16 protein-coding genes are annotated in these 16589 nt (G+C 63.5%); 8 read left to right on the top strand and 8 right to left on the bottom strand.

Going from position 1 to position 16589, the window contains the following annotated elements:
• Positions 1 to 25 precede the first annotated feature (25 nt).
• On the top strand, positions 26 to 1021 hold the full coding sequence (locus BLT09_RS23640; RefSeq protein ID WP_091597380.1) for an ABC transporter ATP-binding protein: 996 nt from the start codon (positions 26 to 28) through the stop codon (positions 1019 to 1021).
• 20 nt (positions 1022 to 1041) lie between these two features.
• The gene (locus tag BLT09_RS23635) at positions 1042 to 2913 is read left to right on the top strand and encodes a CocE/NonD family hydrolase (protein WP_236473654.1); all 1872 of its coding nucleotides are present in this window, start codon (positions 1042 to 1044) and stop codon (positions 2911 to 2913) included.
• Positions 2914 to 2983: 70 nt separating this feature from the next.
• Here BLT09_RS23635 and BLT09_RS23630 read toward each other — a convergent pair whose 3' ends face one another.
• Both BLT09_RS23630 and BLT09_RS23625 read right to left on the bottom strand, forming a co-directional pair.
• Positions 2984 to 3883, bottom strand: a complete 900-nt coding sequence (locus BLT09_RS23630; RefSeq protein ID WP_091597377.1) for a proline iminopeptidase-family hydrolase — start codon at positions 3881 to 3883, stop codon at positions 2984 to 2986.
• 153 nt (positions 3884 to 4036) lie between these two features.
• Positions 4037 to 4762 carry a LuxR family transcriptional regulator gene (locus BLT09_RS23625; protein WP_236473653.1) on the bottom strand — a complete coding sequence of 242 codons (726 nt, stop codon included), beginning with the start codon at positions 4760 to 4762 and terminating at the stop codon, positions 4037 to 4039.
• A gap of 299 nt (positions 4763 to 5061) precedes the next feature.
• Here BLT09_RS23625 and BLT09_RS23620 point away from each other — a divergent pair, with 299 nt between their 5' ends.
• From BLT09_RS23620 to BLT09_RS23600, 5 genes are all read left to right on the top strand, one after another.
• Positions 5062 to 6753 carry an ABC transporter substrate-binding protein gene (locus BLT09_RS23620; protein ID WP_091597372.1) on the top strand — a complete coding sequence of 564 codons (1692 nt, stop codon included), beginning with the start codon at positions 5062 to 5064 and terminating at the stop codon, positions 6751 to 6753.
• 121 nt (positions 6754 to 6874) lie between these two features.
• Positions 6875 to 7903: an ABC transporter permease gene (locus BLT09_RS23615; RefSeq protein ID WP_091597370.1), complete on the top strand. Its 1029-nt coding sequence runs from the start codon at positions 6875 to 6877 to the stop codon at positions 7901 to 7903.
• Positions 7904 to 7914: 11 nt separating this feature from the next.
• A complete protein-coding gene (locus BLT09_RS23610) occupies positions 7915 to 8877 on the top strand; it encodes an ABC transporter permease (RefSeq protein ID WP_236370505.1) in 963 nt (320 codons plus the stop codon).
• The gene (locus BLT09_RS23605; RefSeq protein ID WP_091597364.1) at positions 8867 to 9886 is read left to right on the top strand and encodes an ABC transporter ATP-binding protein; all 1020 of its coding nucleotides are present in this window, start codon (positions 8867 to 8869) and stop codon (positions 9884 to 9886) included. Before BLT09_RS23610 ends, BLT09_RS23605 begins: the two co-directional genes overlap by 11 nt.
• On the top strand, positions 9883 to 10875 hold the full coding sequence (locus BLT09_RS23600) for an ABC transporter ATP-binding protein (protein WP_091597361.1): 993 nt from the start codon (positions 9883 to 9885) through the stop codon (positions 10873 to 10875). The genes BLT09_RS23605 and BLT09_RS23600 overlap by 4 nt, the downstream gene beginning before the upstream one ends.
• 87 nt (positions 10876 to 10962) lie before the next feature.
• On the opposite strand, the gene BLT09_RS23595 is transcribed toward BLT09_RS23600, so the two are convergent.
• Together BLT09_RS23595 and BLT09_RS23590 are read right to left on the bottom strand one after the other, a co-directional pair.
• Entirely contained in the window at positions 10963 to 11859 is an 897-nt protein-coding gene (locus BLT09_RS23595) for an arginase family protein (RefSeq protein ID WP_091597358.1), read from the bottom strand.
• 175 nt (positions 11860 to 12034) lie between these two features.
• Positions 12035 to 12178 carry a LysR substrate-binding domain-containing protein gene (locus tag BLT09_RS23590; RefSeq protein WP_208602531.1) on the bottom strand — a complete coding sequence of 48 codons (144 nt, stop codon included), beginning with the start codon at positions 12176 to 12178 and terminating at the stop codon, positions 12035 to 12037.
• On the opposite strand from BLT09_RS23590, the gene BLT09_RS23585 reads away from it, so the two are divergent.
• On the top strand, positions 12168 to 12758 hold the full coding sequence (locus BLT09_RS23585) for a cupin domain-containing protein (protein ID WP_167366517.1): 591 nt from the start codon (positions 12168 to 12170) through the stop codon (positions 12756 to 12758). The two genes, BLT09_RS23590 and BLT09_RS23585, sit on opposite strands and share 11 nt — an antisense overlap.
• Before the next feature lie 17 nt (positions 12759 to 12775).
• Here BLT09_RS23585 and BLT09_RS23580 read toward each other — a convergent pair whose 3' ends face one another.
• From BLT09_RS23580 to BLT09_RS23565, 4 genes are all read right to left on the bottom strand, one after another.
• Positions 12776 to 13852: an ABC transporter ATP-binding protein gene (locus BLT09_RS23580; RefSeq protein ID WP_091597349.1), complete on the bottom strand. Its 1077-nt coding sequence runs from the start codon at positions 13850 to 13852 to the stop codon at positions 12776 to 12778.
• Entirely contained in the window at positions 13849 to 14649 is an 801-nt protein-coding gene (locus tag BLT09_RS23575; RefSeq protein WP_091597346.1) for an ABC transporter permease, read from the bottom strand. Before BLT09_RS23575 ends, BLT09_RS23580 begins: the two co-directional genes overlap by 4 nt.
• Position 14650: 1 nt before the next feature.
• Positions 14651 to 15511 (bottom strand): ABC transporter permease, encoded by an 861-nt coding sequence (locus BLT09_RS23570; protein ID WP_091597343.1) that lies wholly within the window; start codon positions 15509 to 15511, stop codon positions 14651 to 14653.
• A 70-nt stretch (positions 15512 to 15581) separates the two neighbouring features.
• Entirely contained in the window at positions 15582 to 16586 is a 1005-nt protein-coding gene (locus tag BLT09_RS23565) for an ABC transporter substrate-binding protein (RefSeq protein WP_091597340.1), read from the bottom strand.
• Positions 16587 to 16589 lie beyond the last annotated feature (3 nt).

The following is a 16589-nucleotide window of genomic DNA, read 5'->3' as shown; positions in this document are numbered from 1 at the left end:
AAGCTCCTCAGCGGGTTCTAGCGGGATGGCGCCGCTGATCGAGCTGAACGAGATTTCTCACAGCTTCGGCACGCGGCCGGATCTCGCGGCCCGTTTGGCGATCTCGTTCAAACTCGCCAAACCGACGGCAAGCGTGCAGGCGATCGACGGTGTCAGCCTCGCCGTTCGCAGGGGCGAGGTTCTGGGCCTCGTTGGCGAGTCGGGATGCGGCAAGTCCACACTGGGGCGGATCGTCGCCGGCATCGTGGCGCCCAGCAAGGGATCGGTATCATGGCGCGGCAAGGACTTGAAGGCGCTTCCGCCGCTCGAACGGCGTGAGGCCAAGCTGCGCGTGCAGATGATATTCCAGAATCCCTACGCCTCGCTCAATCCGCGCCGCAAAGCGGCCGATATCGTCAGCGAGGCGCCGCGCGTACACGGGCTGGTTGAGGGCGATCTCGGTACCTTTGTCGATCAACAGTTCCGGCGTGCCGGTCTCGATCCGGCGCTAAAACACCGCTTTCCGCATCAGTTCAGCGGCGGCCAGCGCCAGCGGATCGGCATTGCGCGCGCGCTCGCCGTGCAGCCGGAATTTCTCGTCTGCGATGAGGCCGTTGCCGCTTTGGACGTCTCGATCCAGGCGCAAATCCTCAATCTCTTCATGGACCTGCGCGAGAGGCTGAACCTCACTTACTTGTTCATCAGCCACGATCTCGGAGTGGTCGAGCACATCTCCGATCGGGTGGCGATCATGTATCTCGGCCGCATTGTCGAAGAGGCTCCGGCCGAGGAGATCTTTGCACGGGCCAACCATCCCTACACGCAGGCGCTTCTCGCCGAGGTGCCGCGGATCGAAACCACCAAACGCGGCTTTGCCGCGATCAAGGGTGAATTGCCGAGCCCGCTCTCGCCGCCGAGCGGATGTCATTTCCACCCGCGCTGCCCGCACGCGATGCCTCGTTGCCGCACCGAAGCGCCCCGACTGAAGGTGGTTGCTGCCGGACACAAGAGCGCATGCCACCTCAATGACGCCGCCGCCTGAACGCCTTGGAATTTTTTGAGATGACCGACCTCCAGGCGTTCCAGTCCGTGACCGATGACATGGTCCTCTGCCGCGATATCATGGTGACGATGCGCGATGGGGTAAGACTGGCGACCGACGTCTACCGACCGGCAAGGGGAGGCCGCGCGCTGGACCGGCCAGCTCCCGTCATCGTTGAGCGGACGCCTTATGGCAAGGCGATGGCATCGCGCGCCGAACTCGAGGTCAGCATGACCGAACCGATGGATCGCGCGACGGTCGCCGAGCATTTCGTGCGCCATGGCTACATCGTCGTCTACCAGGACTGCCGCGGCCGCTACGGCTCGGAAGGCGAGTTCGTCAAATATCGCTCCGAAGGTCCGGACGGCTACGACACGCTTGCATGGATCGCAGCCCAGCCCTGGTGCAATGGCCGGATCGGCACCATGGGCCTTTCCTATGCTGCGCATACCCAAATGGCGGCGGCGTGCCTTGCGCCGCCGGCTCTTGCAACCATGATCCTCGATTCCGGCGGATTCTCTAACGCCTTCACCTGCGGCATCCGCCAAGGCGGCGCGTTCGAGCTGAAACAGGCGACCTGGGCCTACCGGGAAGCCCGCGAGAGCGCCGTCGCCGCCGGCGACGAGTTGGCCCGAAAGGCCCTCGAAGCGGAAAACCTGCATCGCTGGTTCGGCAAAATGCCCTGGTCGGAGGGCCGTTCCCCGCTCCGCTGGGCTCCGGACTACGAGGCTTACCTGCTGGAGCAGTGGCGGCACGAGACTTTCGACGGCTTCTGGAAGCAGGTCGGCATTCATGCAGCGGGCTTCTACGACGCCATTCCCCACATTCCGATCGCCCTGATCTCGAGCTGGTTCGACGTCTATGTCCCGACGACGTTCGAGAATTTCGCCGGCCTTGCACGCAATGGCAAACGGCCGCTCGCCTTGATCATCGGTCCGGGTCTGCACGGCGATCGCAATCTGACCTTTGCCGGCGACGTCGATTTCGGACCGAACGCTCCGCTCGGCGGCAATGTGGCGGCGAGCTGGCTGGAGTTTCGTCGCCGCTGGTTCGATCGCTGGCTGAGGAGCGGGCCGGAGGACAATCTCGACGAGGAGCCGATCCGCCTTTTTGTCATGGGCGGGGGAAAGGGCACGAAAACTGCAACGGGCCGTCTCGATCACGGCGGGCGCTGGATCAAAGCCAAGCGGTGGCCGCTGCCGGACATGACCGAGCAAAACTACTACCTGCACCCCAACGGCAGGCTTTCGGAGGCCTTTCCCGCGCCCGACGCCGCCGCGCTAAGCTATGATTTCGATCCCTCCGACCCGGTCCCGACCATTGGCGGCGCGCTGACCAGCGGTCAGCCGATCTTCACAGGGGGCGGCTTCGACCAGAGAGAGGACGAGAGGTTCTTCGGCTGCCGCAATTTCGGACTGCCGCTTTCCGCCCGTCTCGATGTCCTCTCCTTCGAGACCGAGCCGCTTGCCGACGATTTGACCGTGCTCGGAAGGGTGGCGGTGGATCTCTGGGCGACGACCGATGCGCCAGACACCGACTTCACCGCGAAACTGATCGACGTCCATCCACCGAGCGCCGACTATCCGACGGGCTTTGCCTTGAACCTGTCAGACGGGATTTTCCGCTGTCGTTTCCGGCATTCATTCGAAAGAGCCGAGCTCGTGAAACCTGGCGAGATCATGCGGCTTCACATCGAGCTGTTTGCGACCGCCAATCTGTTCCGTGCCGGCCATCGGCTGCGGCTGGACATCTCTTCGAGCAATTTTCCGAAGTTCGACGTCAATCCGAACACCGGTGCGCCGGCGGGGCTCGGCCGTAGCCGGCAAGTGGCGCGCAACACGGTTTTCCTCGATGCAACGAGGCCATCGCGGCTGATCGTGGAGAGATTATGAGCAAATCGGGCGGGCTCTAAGCCCAGCACAATCAGCTTGCGCAAAGACAGGCCGCTGTGGGGCATGGGCCTCAATCGTATTTGGCGACAAAGCGTCCGACGGCGGCGAGGCAGTCGTCCTTCTCCTCGACATGCGGCATATGGCTGGAATTTGGGAAGACCATGCCTTCGACGTCGGGAATATGATCGAGAAAGGGCTGGACGCAGGCTTCGGTCGCTTCGTCGTAAAATCCGCGGAACGCCAGCGTCGGCGCCTCGATCAGATGCAGGCGCTCGACGATGGTCCAGTTCCGCATCGTGCCGATGACGTGGAATTCATTGGGTCCGTTCATGGTGTGATAAACCGTCGGATCCGCGTCGATTGCCGCGAATGTCCGGGCGACCTCCCGCGGCGTTGGACGGACACGGCAGACGTGGCGGTCATAGAAGGCTTTGGTTGCCGCAACATAATCCGGGTGATCGGTGGTCCCGGCTGCCTCGTGCCGGTCAAGCGCGAGTTGCACATCGGCCGGCAGCCCGGCCCGCAATTGCAGCGCGCCTTCCACCCATAGCGCCATTGAGGCCAGTGAATTGGCCAGGATCAATGCCTTGAGCCCTGCAGGGCGTCGCACGGCATGTTCGGCCGAAAGTATGCCGCCCCAGGACTGGCCGAGCAGGGCGTAACGCTCGGCAATGCCAATGTGAGCGAGCAGCGCATCGAGTTCGCCCAAAAAGAAATCGACGGTCCAGAAGTCGCCGCCCTTGTCGGGCAGATGGGTCGACTTGCCGTTGCCGATCTGATCGTAGTGGATGACGGCCCGCCCGGTATCGGCAAGCTCCCTGAATGAATCGACATAGTCGTGGGTGCAGCCCGGCCCGCCGTGAGCGACGACCAATGGCAGCTTGCCCGAGTTGAGATCTCCGATCACGCGATACCAGGTGCGGTAGCCCCTGTAGTCGCTGAATCCTTCGGTGGTCGCATGTGCCGTCACAGTTCCAAGCTCCGGGTCCTGGCTGGCAGGAACCAAAGTGACGGACCCTCCCAAGCCTTGTTTGCGGCCGACGGTACTAAGCGGCCCGGCGCATTTACAGCTAGCACTATTTATAGGTTTGCCCTGGCGGGAGGAGCCCTCAGGCGGAGAGCCTCAATGCTCCGGCTCGAGCAGCCGGTAGTGGGCAGCCAGCGCGATGGCGTGGAAGCGGTTGCGCGCGCCAAGCTTGCGTGTCGCCGCGTTGAGATGCAGCGTTGCTGTCGGCACCGCGCGGCCAATCTCGCGCGCGACCTGCTTGGCCGTCAGTCCGGCGGCGGCGAGGCGCAGGCACTGGCGCTCGCGCGACGTCAGGTGGACGTATGGGCAGGTGCGGATGCCGGCATCGAAACCGGCGTAGACGGAGTCGTGCAAGAGATGGCCCAGATCGCCGATTTCGGCGATTAACTGCCTTGCTTCGGCCTCGAACCCTGGCTCTGGGTCGGCGCGGATCGCGGTGAAGGTGGCCAGATCCCCACCGGCAAGACGGATGGGCACGGTGACGCCGCAGGTCATCCTGGTATCGAGCAGATAGCTGATCACCGGATCATGCCTGGCCCGAAGCACATGCTGCATGACGGTGCTCTGAACGCCCTTGTGCGACCAGAGGAACGGCCTCGATACGGCGAGCGCGGCTTCCTGCACCGGGTCAAGCTGATAATAGCCGCCTTTGCACCAGAGATCCTGCATGTCGCGCGGCACGTTGTGCAGGGCCATCAGCGACGGGGTGATCAGGTCGCCCTCATGGCTGACCGGCACGGGCGTATAGTCATAGATGAATGAGGTGAAACCGACGGGCTCCAGCACATCGGTCGCCACCGCCATGGCGGCGTCGATGCTCATTCCCGTTCGGAACCGGCTCTCTAGATCGCCTGAAAAGCCCTGCATGCGACAAGCTTACCCGCTGGCCATTGCTTGTCAAATAGCCATGTCACCCGCGTGCCCAATAAATAGGCTTGAGGCTGGCCTCTCCGACCTATCTATCTTAATAGCTATCCTGCTCGGCTTCGCTGGTCGTAGTCTTTTGCGATTGGGCGAAGGTGCGGAGACCACCCGCGACCCAGATCATTTCCAGCCACGCCGCGGTCGTCGATTGCGTATAGCGTGGCCAGTCGACACGCTTTCCACGAGGAAACACAGCCATGCGACCCCAAAAGGCACTTGCAGTCCAAAAGGCACTGGCAGCGTTGATACCCGGCCTGGCTCTGCTCGGCATGACGGTCGTGTCGCCGCCGAGCAGTGCCTTGGCCGCGGAAGGCAAGCTTGGCGGCACGCTCCGCTTGCTGGCCAACGCCGCTGCCGGCACCGCCGATCCGCATATCAATTACACGCTGCAGTTTTTCCAGATGAACTATATTCTCTACGATGGTCTGGTGACCTACAAAAAGGCCGGCGACAAGACCGGCTTCGAGGTGGTCGCGGACCTCGCCGAAACCCTGCCGAAGGTCGAAAACAGCGGCAAGACCTACGTCTTCAAGCTGCGCAAAGGCATCAAGTTCGCCGACGGCTCGGACGTCACCAGCAAGGATGTGGTGGCTTCGTTCCAGCGCATCTTCAAGATCAGCGGGCCGACGGCCGGGACCTTCTACAACGGCATCGTCGGCGCCGATGCGTGTTTGAAAACCCCGGCGACATGCACCCTCGATGGCGGCCTGTCGGTTGACGACGCAGCCGGAACGATCACCTTCAACCTGGTCCAGCCGGATGCCGAGTTCCTGCAGAAGATCGCCATTCCGCACGCGGCGATCCTGCCGGCGGGCGCGCCGCTCAAGGATGCCGGCACTGATCCGATCCCGGGCACCGGGCCCTACATGATCGCGAGCTATGACCCGAACAAGCTGATGAAAATGGTGCGCAATCCTCACTTCAAGGAATGGAGCAAGGAAGCCCAGCCGGCAGGGTATCCCGACGAGATCGACTATGAATTCGGCCTCACCGACGAAGCGGCGGTGACGGCGGTCGAGAACGGGCAGGCGGACTGGATGTTCGATCCGCCGCCGGCGGACCGTCTCGCCGAACTCGGCACCAAATATGCCAAGCAGGTCACGGTGCATCCGCTGATGGCGATGTGGTATGCGCCGATGAACAACAATCTGGCGCCGTTCAACGACATCCGTGTTCGCCAGGCGGTGAACTTCGCCATCGACCGCGCCGCGATCATCAAGCTCTTTGGCGGCAGCAATCTGGCGCAGCCGGCTTGCCAGATCCTGCCGCCGGGCTTCCCGTCATTCGCGCCTTATTGCCCATTCACCGCCAATCCGGGCGAAAAGTGGTCGGCGCCGGATATGGACAAGGCCAAACAACTGGTTGCTGAATCGGGAACTGCTGGTCAGGAGGTGACGATCATCACCGAGGACAGCAGCGTCTCGAAGTCGATCGGGGTCTATCTGCAGGACGTGCTCAACCAGCTCGGCTACAAGACATCGGTCAAGCCGATCTCGCAGAACATCCAGTTCACCTACATCCAGAACACCAACAACAAGGTGCAGATCTCGGTCTCGCAATGGTTCCAGGATTACCCGGCGCCATCCAATTTTCTGGAAGTGCTGTTCAGCTGTGCCTCATTCACGCCGGGCTCGGACGCCTCGGTCAATATTTCCGGGTTCTGCGACAAATCGATCGACGCGTCGATGGCCGAAGCAGAGACAGCCACCATCGCCGACCCAGCCAAGGGCGCAACACTCTGGACGGCCATCGACAAGGCGGTGACGGACAAGGCCCCGGTCGCTGTTTTGTTCACACCCAAGCGGGTCGATGTCGTCTCTTCCAGGCTGAAGAACTTCACCTTCAGCCCGCAATTCTACTGGATCGTCAGCCAGTCCTGGGTCGAATGATCCCCTCGAGCCAATGCGACGGAGTGCCACCGGCGCTCCGTCGCATTTCCTTTTCCGCCGGATCAGCGCATCTTCCAGGTCGAGATTTTTGCCAGGCAATCCCGTTTATGGTCCCCCGTTCATGGTCAATGTCATTGCGGACCAGCCTGCCGCCCCGGTCCGCCAGGCCGCCGCTGGCCCATGGCGCACGGCATGGCGCAAGCTTAAAGCCGATCGTTCGGCAATAGCGGCGTTCGGTGTGCTCGTCGTCATCGTCATCGCTTCGCTGGCGGCGCCGCTTTATGCGCAATACATCGCCCACACCGATCCTTTCGTAACCAATCTCAACGGCGAGATCGTCATCGATGGGGTGACCCAGCCGGTACTGCAGGCTTCCACCGAAGGCCTTGGCCTCGGCATGACGCCGATTGGGCCGACCTGGCGGATCGGGCCGTATCTGCTCGGTGCCGACAATCAGGGCCGTGACGTCGCGGCGCGACTGCTTTATGGCGGGCGGGATTCGCTGCTGATCTCGGGCGCTGCAGCTGTGCTGTGCCTCGTCCTGGCGACCTTTCTGGGGGTTGTTTCCGGGTTCTTCGGCGGCATTGTCGATGTCGGCCTGTCGCGCATTCTCGACGTGCTCTGGGCATTCCCGGTTTTCCTGCTGGCGATTTCCTTGTCGATCGTGCTGATCGCGCAGAGCATCCAGATCGGTCCGTTCGAAATCCGCTCCGGCAGCCTGTGGCTGCCGATCTTCATCATCGGCATCGTCTATATGCCCTATGTGGCACGGCCGATCCGTGGCCATGTCCTGACTTTGATGCAGGCCGAATTCGTCACCGCGGCGATCGGGCTTGGCGCGTCGCCCTGGCGCATCCTGCTACGCGACATCATGCCAAATGTGGTGACGCGCATCATCGTTTTCGTGCCGTTGATCCTGGCACTCAACATGATGACCGAATCCTCGCTGTCGTTTCTGTCGATCGGCGTGCAACCGCCGGACGCCAGCTGGGGCACGATCATCCAGGACGGTCAGGGCCTGCTCTATTCCAGGCCGATCGTGGCGCTGGCGCCCGGGCTTGCCATTGTCATCACTGTGCTGGCTCTCAACATTCTCGGCGACGGCGTGCGCGATGCGCTCGATCCGAAATCCTCGCCGAGGGGCATCTAGTGCTTGCCGCCATGAGTTTTCGGCTCGGCCAGATGGTGCTGGTCATGTTCGGCATCAGCGTCGTCGCTTTCCTGATCTTCTTCGCCACGCCCGGTGCCGATCCCTCGGCGCGCATTGCCGGCCGCAACGCGTCCCAGGAGACATTGGTCCAGGTCCGCCACGATTTCGGTCTCGATCGGCCATTGCCGGTGCAATACGGGCTGATGATGAATCGGCTTTTCGTCAGCCGCGACCTCACCTCCTTCGTCAATCGCGGGCAGCGCGTGATTCCTGCGGTGACAGGCGCCATTCCGGTTACGCTGTCGCTGGTCGGCGGCGCGGCGGTGCTGTGGGTGCTCGGCGGACTGATCGTCGGGGTGATCGCCGGCGCGACGCGCGGCACATTCATCGACCGGGCGCTGATGATCCTGAGCCTGATTGGAGTGTCCGTTCCGGTCTTCTGGCTCGGCGAGGTCGCCAATCTGCTGACACAGAGCCGCTGGCATGACACCTGGCTGTTTTCTTGGGTTCCTCCGCTCGGCTACATCCCCCTGACACAGGACCCCTGGGGCTGGTTCAAGGCGCTCGTCATTCCGTGGTTCACGCTGGCGACGCTTTATGTCGGCCTTTACGGACGGGTGCTGAGGGCAAGTCTGATCGAGATGATGCAGGAGGATTTTATCCGCACCGCGCGGGCCAAGGGGATCGGCGAGCGGCGGGTTTTGCTGCATCACGGCCTCAGGACGTCACTGGTGGCATTCGTCACCATGTTCGGTCTCGATTTCGGTGCCTTGGTCGGCGGCGGCGCGCTGTTGACCGAAGTGGTCTTCGGGCTGCAGGGCGTCGGGAAATTGACCTATGAGGCACTGCAGACCCTCGACCTGCCGATGATCCTTGCCACGGTGATCTACGCCTCGTTTTTCGTGGTGATGGCAAACTTCGTCGTCGATGTCGTCTTCGTCTTTATCGACCCGAGGGCTCGCGATGTCCGTTAACGCTCCCCTTCTCGTCGTCGAGGGTCTCACCGTATCCTTCCGCAGCGACGCGGGGCTGGTGCGGGCTGTGGCAGGCGTCTCGTTTGCCGTCGAGCAGCGGGAGATCGTCGGTGTCGTCGGTGAGTCCGGTTCCGGCAAAAGCCAGACCTTGCTGGCCATCATGGGGCTGATCGACAGCCCCAATGCCGTCGTCTCCGGTTCAATCCGCTTCATGGGGCAGGAGCTCGTCGGGCTCAACCGGCGTGCGCTCGATGCCATTCGCGGCCGCCAGATCGCGATGATCTTCCAGGATCCGATGTCGGCGCTCACCCCGGTGCACACGATCGGCAACCAGATCGGCGAGCAGGTGCGTGCGCATGAGAAAGTGTCGGCGCGGGCGGCACGGGCGAGGGCGGTGCAGTTGCTGGATGCGGTCGGCATTGCCAATCCTGATCGGGTCGTCGACGGCTATCCGCACCAACTCTCCGGTGGCATGCGCCAGCGTGCGGTGATTGCGATGGCGCTCTCGTGCAACCCGGCGCTGCTTGTCGCGGATGAACCGACCACTGCCCTGGACGTGACCGTGCAGGCGCAGATCCTCGAACTGATCGGACGGCTGCGCGATCAGTTCGGCTCGGCGGTGATCCTGGTCACACACGATCTTGGCGTCGTCGCGCAGGTCACGGACCGCGTCATGGTCATGTATGGCGGCCGCTTCGTCGAGGAGGGCCGCAAAGGCAGCGTGTTCCGAACGCCGCTGCATCCCTACACCTGGGGCCTGTTCGGCTCGATCCCGCCGATGGATGGTGAGCGTCCGGCACGGCTCGCCGCGATTCCGGGAGCTCCGCCGTCCCTCTCCAACCTGCCGAAAGGCTGCGCGTTCGGTCCGCGCTGTGCGTTCCGCCACGATGCGTGCATTGTCCAGCCCCCGCTTGTCGGCGGGAACGGCCATCGTGCTGCTTGCGCATTGCCGGAAACCAGCCGCAAGTTTCATATCCGCGAGGTTGCCAGCATCGAGACGCCAGTATGAGCGGCGTGCTGCGGGAGCGCCCGCTGCTCCGGACCAGCGACCTGTCGAAACATTATCACGTCGGCCGCTCGATCTTGCCGGCGCAGCGCCGGACGGTCCAGGCGGTCGACACGGTATCGCTCGACATCTGGCCCGGGGAAACGCTTGGCATCGTCGGGGAGTCAGGTTGCGGCAAATCCACCCTTGGCCGCTGCCTGGTGCGCCTGACCGATATCACCTCCGGTTCGCTGGAGTTCGAGGGCCGCGACATTACCGACGCGTCCCAACGTCAGCTCCGTCCGTTGCGGCGACAGATGCAGATGGTCTTTCAGGATCCGAGCGCCTCGCTCAATCCGCGTCGGCGGGTCGGCGATCTTTTGGCCGATCCGTTCCGCATCCATGAGCGCCTCTCGGCATCGGAAATGACGGACCGCGTCGCCGAGCTTCTGCGCCGGGTCGAATTGTCCCCCGAGCACGCGTCGCGCTATCCTCACGAATTCTCGGGCGGCCAGCGCCAGCGGATCGGCATTGCTCGCGCGCTGGCGCTCCGGCCAAGGCTGATCGTGGCCGACGAGCCGGTCTCGGCGCTCGACGTTTCGATCCAGGCCCAGATCGTCAATCTGCTCGCCGATCTGCGCGAGGAGTTCAACTTGACCTATGTATTCATCGCCCATGATCTGTCCGTGGTGCGTCAGATTTCGACGCGCGTGGCCGTCATGTATCTGGGATCGGTCGTGGAGAGCGGGCCGACCGATCTGGTCTTTGCGGCGCCCAGGCACCACTACACCGCGGCACTCCGTTCCGCGGTGCCGATACCCAGTATCGATCGGGCACGACGCGAGCGGCTTGTCCTGAAGGGTGACTTGCCGAGCCCGATGAACCCACCCTCCGGCTGCCGGTTTCACACCCGCTGCCCGGCTGCCACTTCCACGTGCCGCAACGAACGTCCGCTGCTGCAGAGCACGGGCGACGGTCGCCTGGTTGCTTGCCATCATCCGGGCGGCGGGTAAGGCGCGGGATTCTCGTTGGGGGAGGGGACAGGTCGTTGCGTGCGGCGGCGAAGTCGAAGCACAACGGTCAAGATTGCTCCCGTCCGCTCAAGCGGGCGCGGCTGTGCCGAGAGCTGCGGCCAGGACGTCAGCAAGGCCACGGCCGGCGCTGCCGTCCTCGTCGAGGCGCGGATTGTAGATGGTGACCTCGATCCCGACCGCCTTGCCACTCGCCAGGATGATGCGGAGCGCCGCCGACAGCTCGTCCCACGACAGCCCGCCCGGTACGCGGAAATCGACCGCCGGCATGATCGCATCGTCGAGACAATCGGCGTCGAGATGGATGAAGAAGCCGTCGAGTTCCGCCCGCGTCAGGTGGCCAACGGCGGCCCGGGCGGCGGCTTCGACGCCCAGGCGGCGGATGGCGTGCAGATCGTAGGCCGTGAGTTCGGCCGGCAAGGGCTGGCTGCCGAATTCGGCCTGGTCCTCATGGTCGCGAAACGCGAAGGCGGCGACGTCCTCGGCGCGCACCAACGGACGGCGGCCCTCCAGGTCGGTCAGCAGCGCCGGCCCGTAGCCGGTGACGAAGGCCAGGTCCATCGACGCGCCTTCGCTGTTGGGCTCGGCCTCGGGCTGGAAGAAATCGGCGTGGCCGTCGATGAAGAACAGGCCGTAGCGGCCGCGCCGGCGCAGCGCCAGCATCGGACCCAGCAAGATCGTGCAGTCGCCGCCCAGCACCACCGGGAATTCGCGGGCGTGCAGCACCTCCTCCACGGCGTCGGCGAGCTTGGGCGACCACGCCGCGATCGCCTTGGCATTCAGCGTCAGGGTGGCAGGGTCGGGCTCAGGCTCCTTCGGCGGGACCACCAGCCGCCCGGCGCGGCGCCCATCGATGCGTTCGGCGAGGCCCAGTTCCAGCAGCCGACCGGGCAGGGCTTCAACGCCGTCGGTCGCCAGACCCAGCGAGGACGGCGCTTCAAGGATGGCATAGCGGCGGCTCGGCATCGGGTGCTCCAGCTATCGCGAGTGAGAGCCAGCGTAACGCCGGCGTAATGCCGGCGTAACTTCAGTACGTGGGCGAGACCGAGGAAATTTCAAGCCGCCGCCCAATCCCTGTTGAAGGCAAGATGAGCGCATTCGGAGAGAGCGTTGCGCGGCCGGATCAATGGATTGCCGTGGCTCAAAACGATTCAAGCACGCGACGCAGCGCGCCGGTGCGCAGTGGTTCCGCCACCGCCCATGTCGGCAGTAGGGCGATGCCGATGCCGTCGAGCGCGGCAACGCGCAGCATCTCCGCATTGTTGCTGCGAAAGTTGCCGCTCACTGCCGCCCGCACCACTGCCGCCCGCACCTCGCCAATTTTGCCGGCAGGCCTATCTCCTGGTGAGCGACCCGAACCACGAAGGAGATCGACGACGGATGCCAAAGCTAAAGCGGCCGAATCGTTCGTTCGCGAGCCGGCGGCCGGCTCGACGCTCAACGTTCTGGGAATCACCCATATCTACAAAGCCACCGGCGCCGAAACCGCCGGGTCCTTCTCGCTCTGGGAGTCCGTGGTTCCGCCGGGGGCGGCAACGCCACCGCACACCCATGCCCGTGAGGATGAAGCCTTCTATGTGCTGAGCGGCGAACTCGTCATCGAATTCGAGAGCGACTCCGCGCCCCATCGCGTTGCGCCCGGCGGCTTCTTCTTCGGCGCACGCGGCCGGCGCCATTCCATCCGCAATGACGCCGACAAGGCGGCTCGCGTGCTCGTCTTCTGCGCGCCGAGTTGCGGCCTTGATCAGATGTTCGCGGAAATGGACGCCGCGACCGCCGCCGGCACGCCGGAGATGGCAAAGGTCGTGGCCATCGCCGCCAAATACGGCGTGACCATCGAGGCGCCGGCTGATCCGCCGCGCTGAGGTCAAACGGTCGTCTGTCAGGCGGGAAACAGAAATGCGGCGGCGGGATCGAAAAAAATCTGTCTGCTCGAGGCGATGCCTTCCTGTGGTTGCGCCATGTCGGATGTCGGCCTGACGTCGATCTCCTGGCCGGCGGCCGTGCGCGCGATGACGCGCCGCCGCTCGCCGAAGAAGGCGGTGTCGATGAATTCGACCGCAAGCCCGGCAGTGGCCGGGCCGGGTCTCAGCCGAAAAGCTTCCGGCCGCACCATCAGCCGGGTTTTCTGGCCTTGGCTGAACTCCTGATCGATCCTCACGCCGGAGACGACCGAGCCATCGGCGAGGCGGATCGTGGCGGCGCCGTCGACGGTTTCAAGATGCTCGGCCGGCAGGAAATTGGAATTTCCGATAAAACTGGCTACAAATTCGCTCGCAGGTCTCAGATAGAGGTCCTCACCGGTGCCGATCTGCTCGATGCGCCCGTCCCGAAACAGGGCGATGCGATCCGAAAGATGCAGGGCCTCGTCCTGATCGTGGGTGACGTAAAGGATCGTTACGCCGGTTTCGCGGTGGATGCGCCGTATCTCGGCCTGGATCTCCTCGCGCAGCTTCTTGTCGAGCGCCGAAAGCGGCTCGTCCATCAGGAGGATCGGCGGATCGTAGGCCAGCGCCCTGGCAAGCGCCACGCGCTGCTGCTGTCCGCCGGAAAGCGCGCCAGGATATCGGCCGCCGAAACTCTCGAGCCGTACCAGCGACAGCATCTCGGCGACTTTTCGGTTCACCTCTGCGTCCGGCCGGCGGCGCACGCGCAACGGAAAGGCAACGTTCTCGGCGACGGTGAGATGCTGGAACAGCGTGTAGCGCTGGAACACCATGCCGATATTGCGCTTGTGCGACGGCACCGACAGCAGCGACCTGCCTTCGAGAAGAACGTCGCCGGATGTCGGCTGCTGAAAGCCGGCGATCGCATAAAGCGTCGTCGATTTGCCAGAACCGGAAGGGCCGAGAAAGGTCAGGAACTCGCCCTTAGGTATGTCGATGGTGACATCGTGCACGGCGACGAAGCTGCCGAACGCCTTGCGCAGGTCGCGAATGGAGAGGAACGGTTCGGTCATTTCGACAATTTCCGCCGAATGAGTGCGGTTACGATCATCAGGCTCAGCGTCAGAAGAACGAGAAGGCTGGAGGCCGCAGCGATGACCGGGCTAAGATCCTGGCGCAGGCTGCCCCAGATCTTGACCGGCAAGGTCTGCAAGGTGGGGCTGGCCATGAAGATCGCGACCACCACCTCGTCCCATGAGGCGAGAAAGGCGAAGATCGCCGCCGAGAAGATCCCGATCTTGATCGCCGGCAAGGTCACCCGGAGTTTTGCTTCGAATGGGCTTGCGCCGCAGACGATCGCCGCATCCTCGATGGATTTGTCAAAACCTTCGAGTGCCGCAGTGATCGGAATGATGGCGAAGGGCAGTGCCAGGACCGTGTGAGCGATGACGAAGCCTGCCGTGGTGCCGCCGAGCCCGATCCGCAGGAAGAATGCATAGATGGCGATGGCGAAGACCACGACCGGCAGCACCATTGGCGTCAGCAGCAGGCCGCGAAGCGTATTGCGCCCGCGAAACTGTCCCCTGACCAGCGCGAAAGAAGCCAGCAGCCCGATGACGACGGCAAGAATCGCGGCCATGGTGGCAATGCGCGCGCTGGTCAGCGCCGCTTCGAGCCAGGCCGGATCGGCGAAGAGCTCCTCATACCATTTCAGCGTCCAGCTTGGTGGCGGAAAAGCCAGCCACCGCGACGACCCGAACGACAGAAGCACGATGAAAACAACCGGCAGCAGCAGAAACGCCGCGACCAGGCCGGTGAAACCCAGAAGTGCTGCACGCAGCCAGCCCAGCCGGTCGTAGTCGAGCAGCATCTCAGATGCCTCCTGTCATGCGCTTGGCGCCGACGAGACGCAGTTGCAGCGCGTAGAGCGCCATGGTGACCAAAAGCAGGATGAAAGCCGCCGCGCTTCCGAGCCCCCAGTTGAGCAAGGACTGGATCATCTGGGCAATCATTGCGGCGAGCATCATGTTGGAGGTGCCGCCGAGCAGCGTCGGCGTCACGAAATAGCCGAGCGACATGACGAAAACCATCAGGCCGCCTGCAGCGATTCCGGGAAGCGACAAGGGCAGCAGAATGCGGCGGAAGGCGTCGAAGGGGCTCGCACCGCACAGAGCGGCGGCGCGCAGCGTCATCGGATCGATGGCGCGCAGGGTTCCGACCAGTGGCAGTATCATGAAGGGCAGCATGATGTAGACCATGCCGATGGTGACGCCGGTCAGGTTGTTGATCAGCGGCAGCGGCTCGCTGATCAGGCCGATATCCATCAGCGTCCGGTTGATGACGCCGGTGCGTTGAAGCAGCACCATCCAGGCATAGGTGCGGGTGAGCAGATTGGTCCACATCGACAGGATGATGATGCCGAAGACGATCGAGCCGAGGGCAGGCGGCATGATCGCCAGCATCCAGGCGACCGGAAACGCCACGATCGCGGTGACGGCGGTGACGACGGTGGCGACCAGAAAGGTGTTGAAGAAGACCCGCGCATAGGTGCCTTCGCCAAACAGGATTGCGTAGTTCTGCAGGCCCGGCACGGGTTCGGTCACGCTGCGCAACAGCAGCGCAACAACCGGCACCACGAAGAACAGGGCGATAAGAGTTAGCGCCGGTAGGGCGCCGCCGATACCGTCGGGCCTTCGGAGGATTGGCTGTCGATGAAGAAAATTGCCCGACATGGCGATGATCCCGGCAGCTCAGGCGGGACGCCCTAGCGACGCCCCGCCGGTTCATGGGTGAGGTCGGCGGCTATTTGGCCTGCCAGGCGTACCAGCGCTCGGCGATCTTATCGCGGTTTTCAGCCCAGTAGTTCATGTCGAGGTTGATCTGCCCGTCGACATAGGCGTCCGGCAGCGACTTGACGACATCGGCCGGCATTTCGGCCTTGGCTGCAGTGTTGATCGGCGCGTAGCCACTTGCTTCGGCAAACATGGCCTGGCTTTTCGCGCTTGTCGCTGTGGCCAGGAATTTCATCGCGCTCGCCTTGTTCTTCGAACCCTTGGGGATGACGAGTACGTCGGCGGCAGTCATGTTCTGTTTCCAGGATGCGCCGACATCGGCGCCATCCTGCTCGAGGGCGAAGACACGCCCGTTCCAGAGTTGCCCGAAGGCTGCTTCACCGGAGGCGATCAGCTGTTGCGACTGTGCGCCGCTGTCCCACCAGACGATTTCCGACTTGATCGTGTCGAGTTTCTTGAACGCCCGGTCGAGGTCGAGCGGATAGAGCTTGTCCGCCGGCACGCCGTCGGCCAACAGCGCAATCTCGATGACGCCCGGTGCCGACCATTTGTAAAACGTGCGTTTGCCGGGAAATTTCGTCAGGTCGAACATGTCGGCCCAGCCGGTTGGCTCGCCCGACACCGCCCCTTTGTTCCAGGCAAGAACGAAGGAGTAGTAGAAGCTGCCGACCGCATGCTCGGTGGTGAAGCGAGGATCGAGATCGGCTTTCGGCACGACGTTGAAATCGATCGGCTCCAGCAGGCCGTCCTTGGCCGCTTTGATGGCGAAATCCATTTCGACATCGACGACATCCCAGGCGACGCTGCCGCCTTCCACCATGGCCTTCAGCTTGCCGTAGTCGGTCGGGCCGTCCTGCAGGACCTTGATGCCGGAATTGGCTTCGAACGGAGCAGCCCAGGATTTGGTCTGCGCCTCCTGGGTGGTTCCGCCCCAGCTGGTGAACACCATTTCATCGGCCCGTGCGGCAGTGGCTGCCAGGAGTGCGGCCAAAATGCCGGTCAAAATCAGTTTCATGTC

The sequence above is a fragment of the Mesorhizobium muleiense genome, assembly GCF_900099905.1.
GTDB classification, from domain to species: domain Bacteria; phylum Pseudomonadota; class Alphaproteobacteria; order Rhizobiales; family Rhizobiaceae; genus Mesorhizobium; species Mesorhizobium muleiense.
The sequence above is the reverse complement of the archived record's forward strand: the minus strand, read 5'-3'. Positions and strand labels throughout refer to the sequence as shown.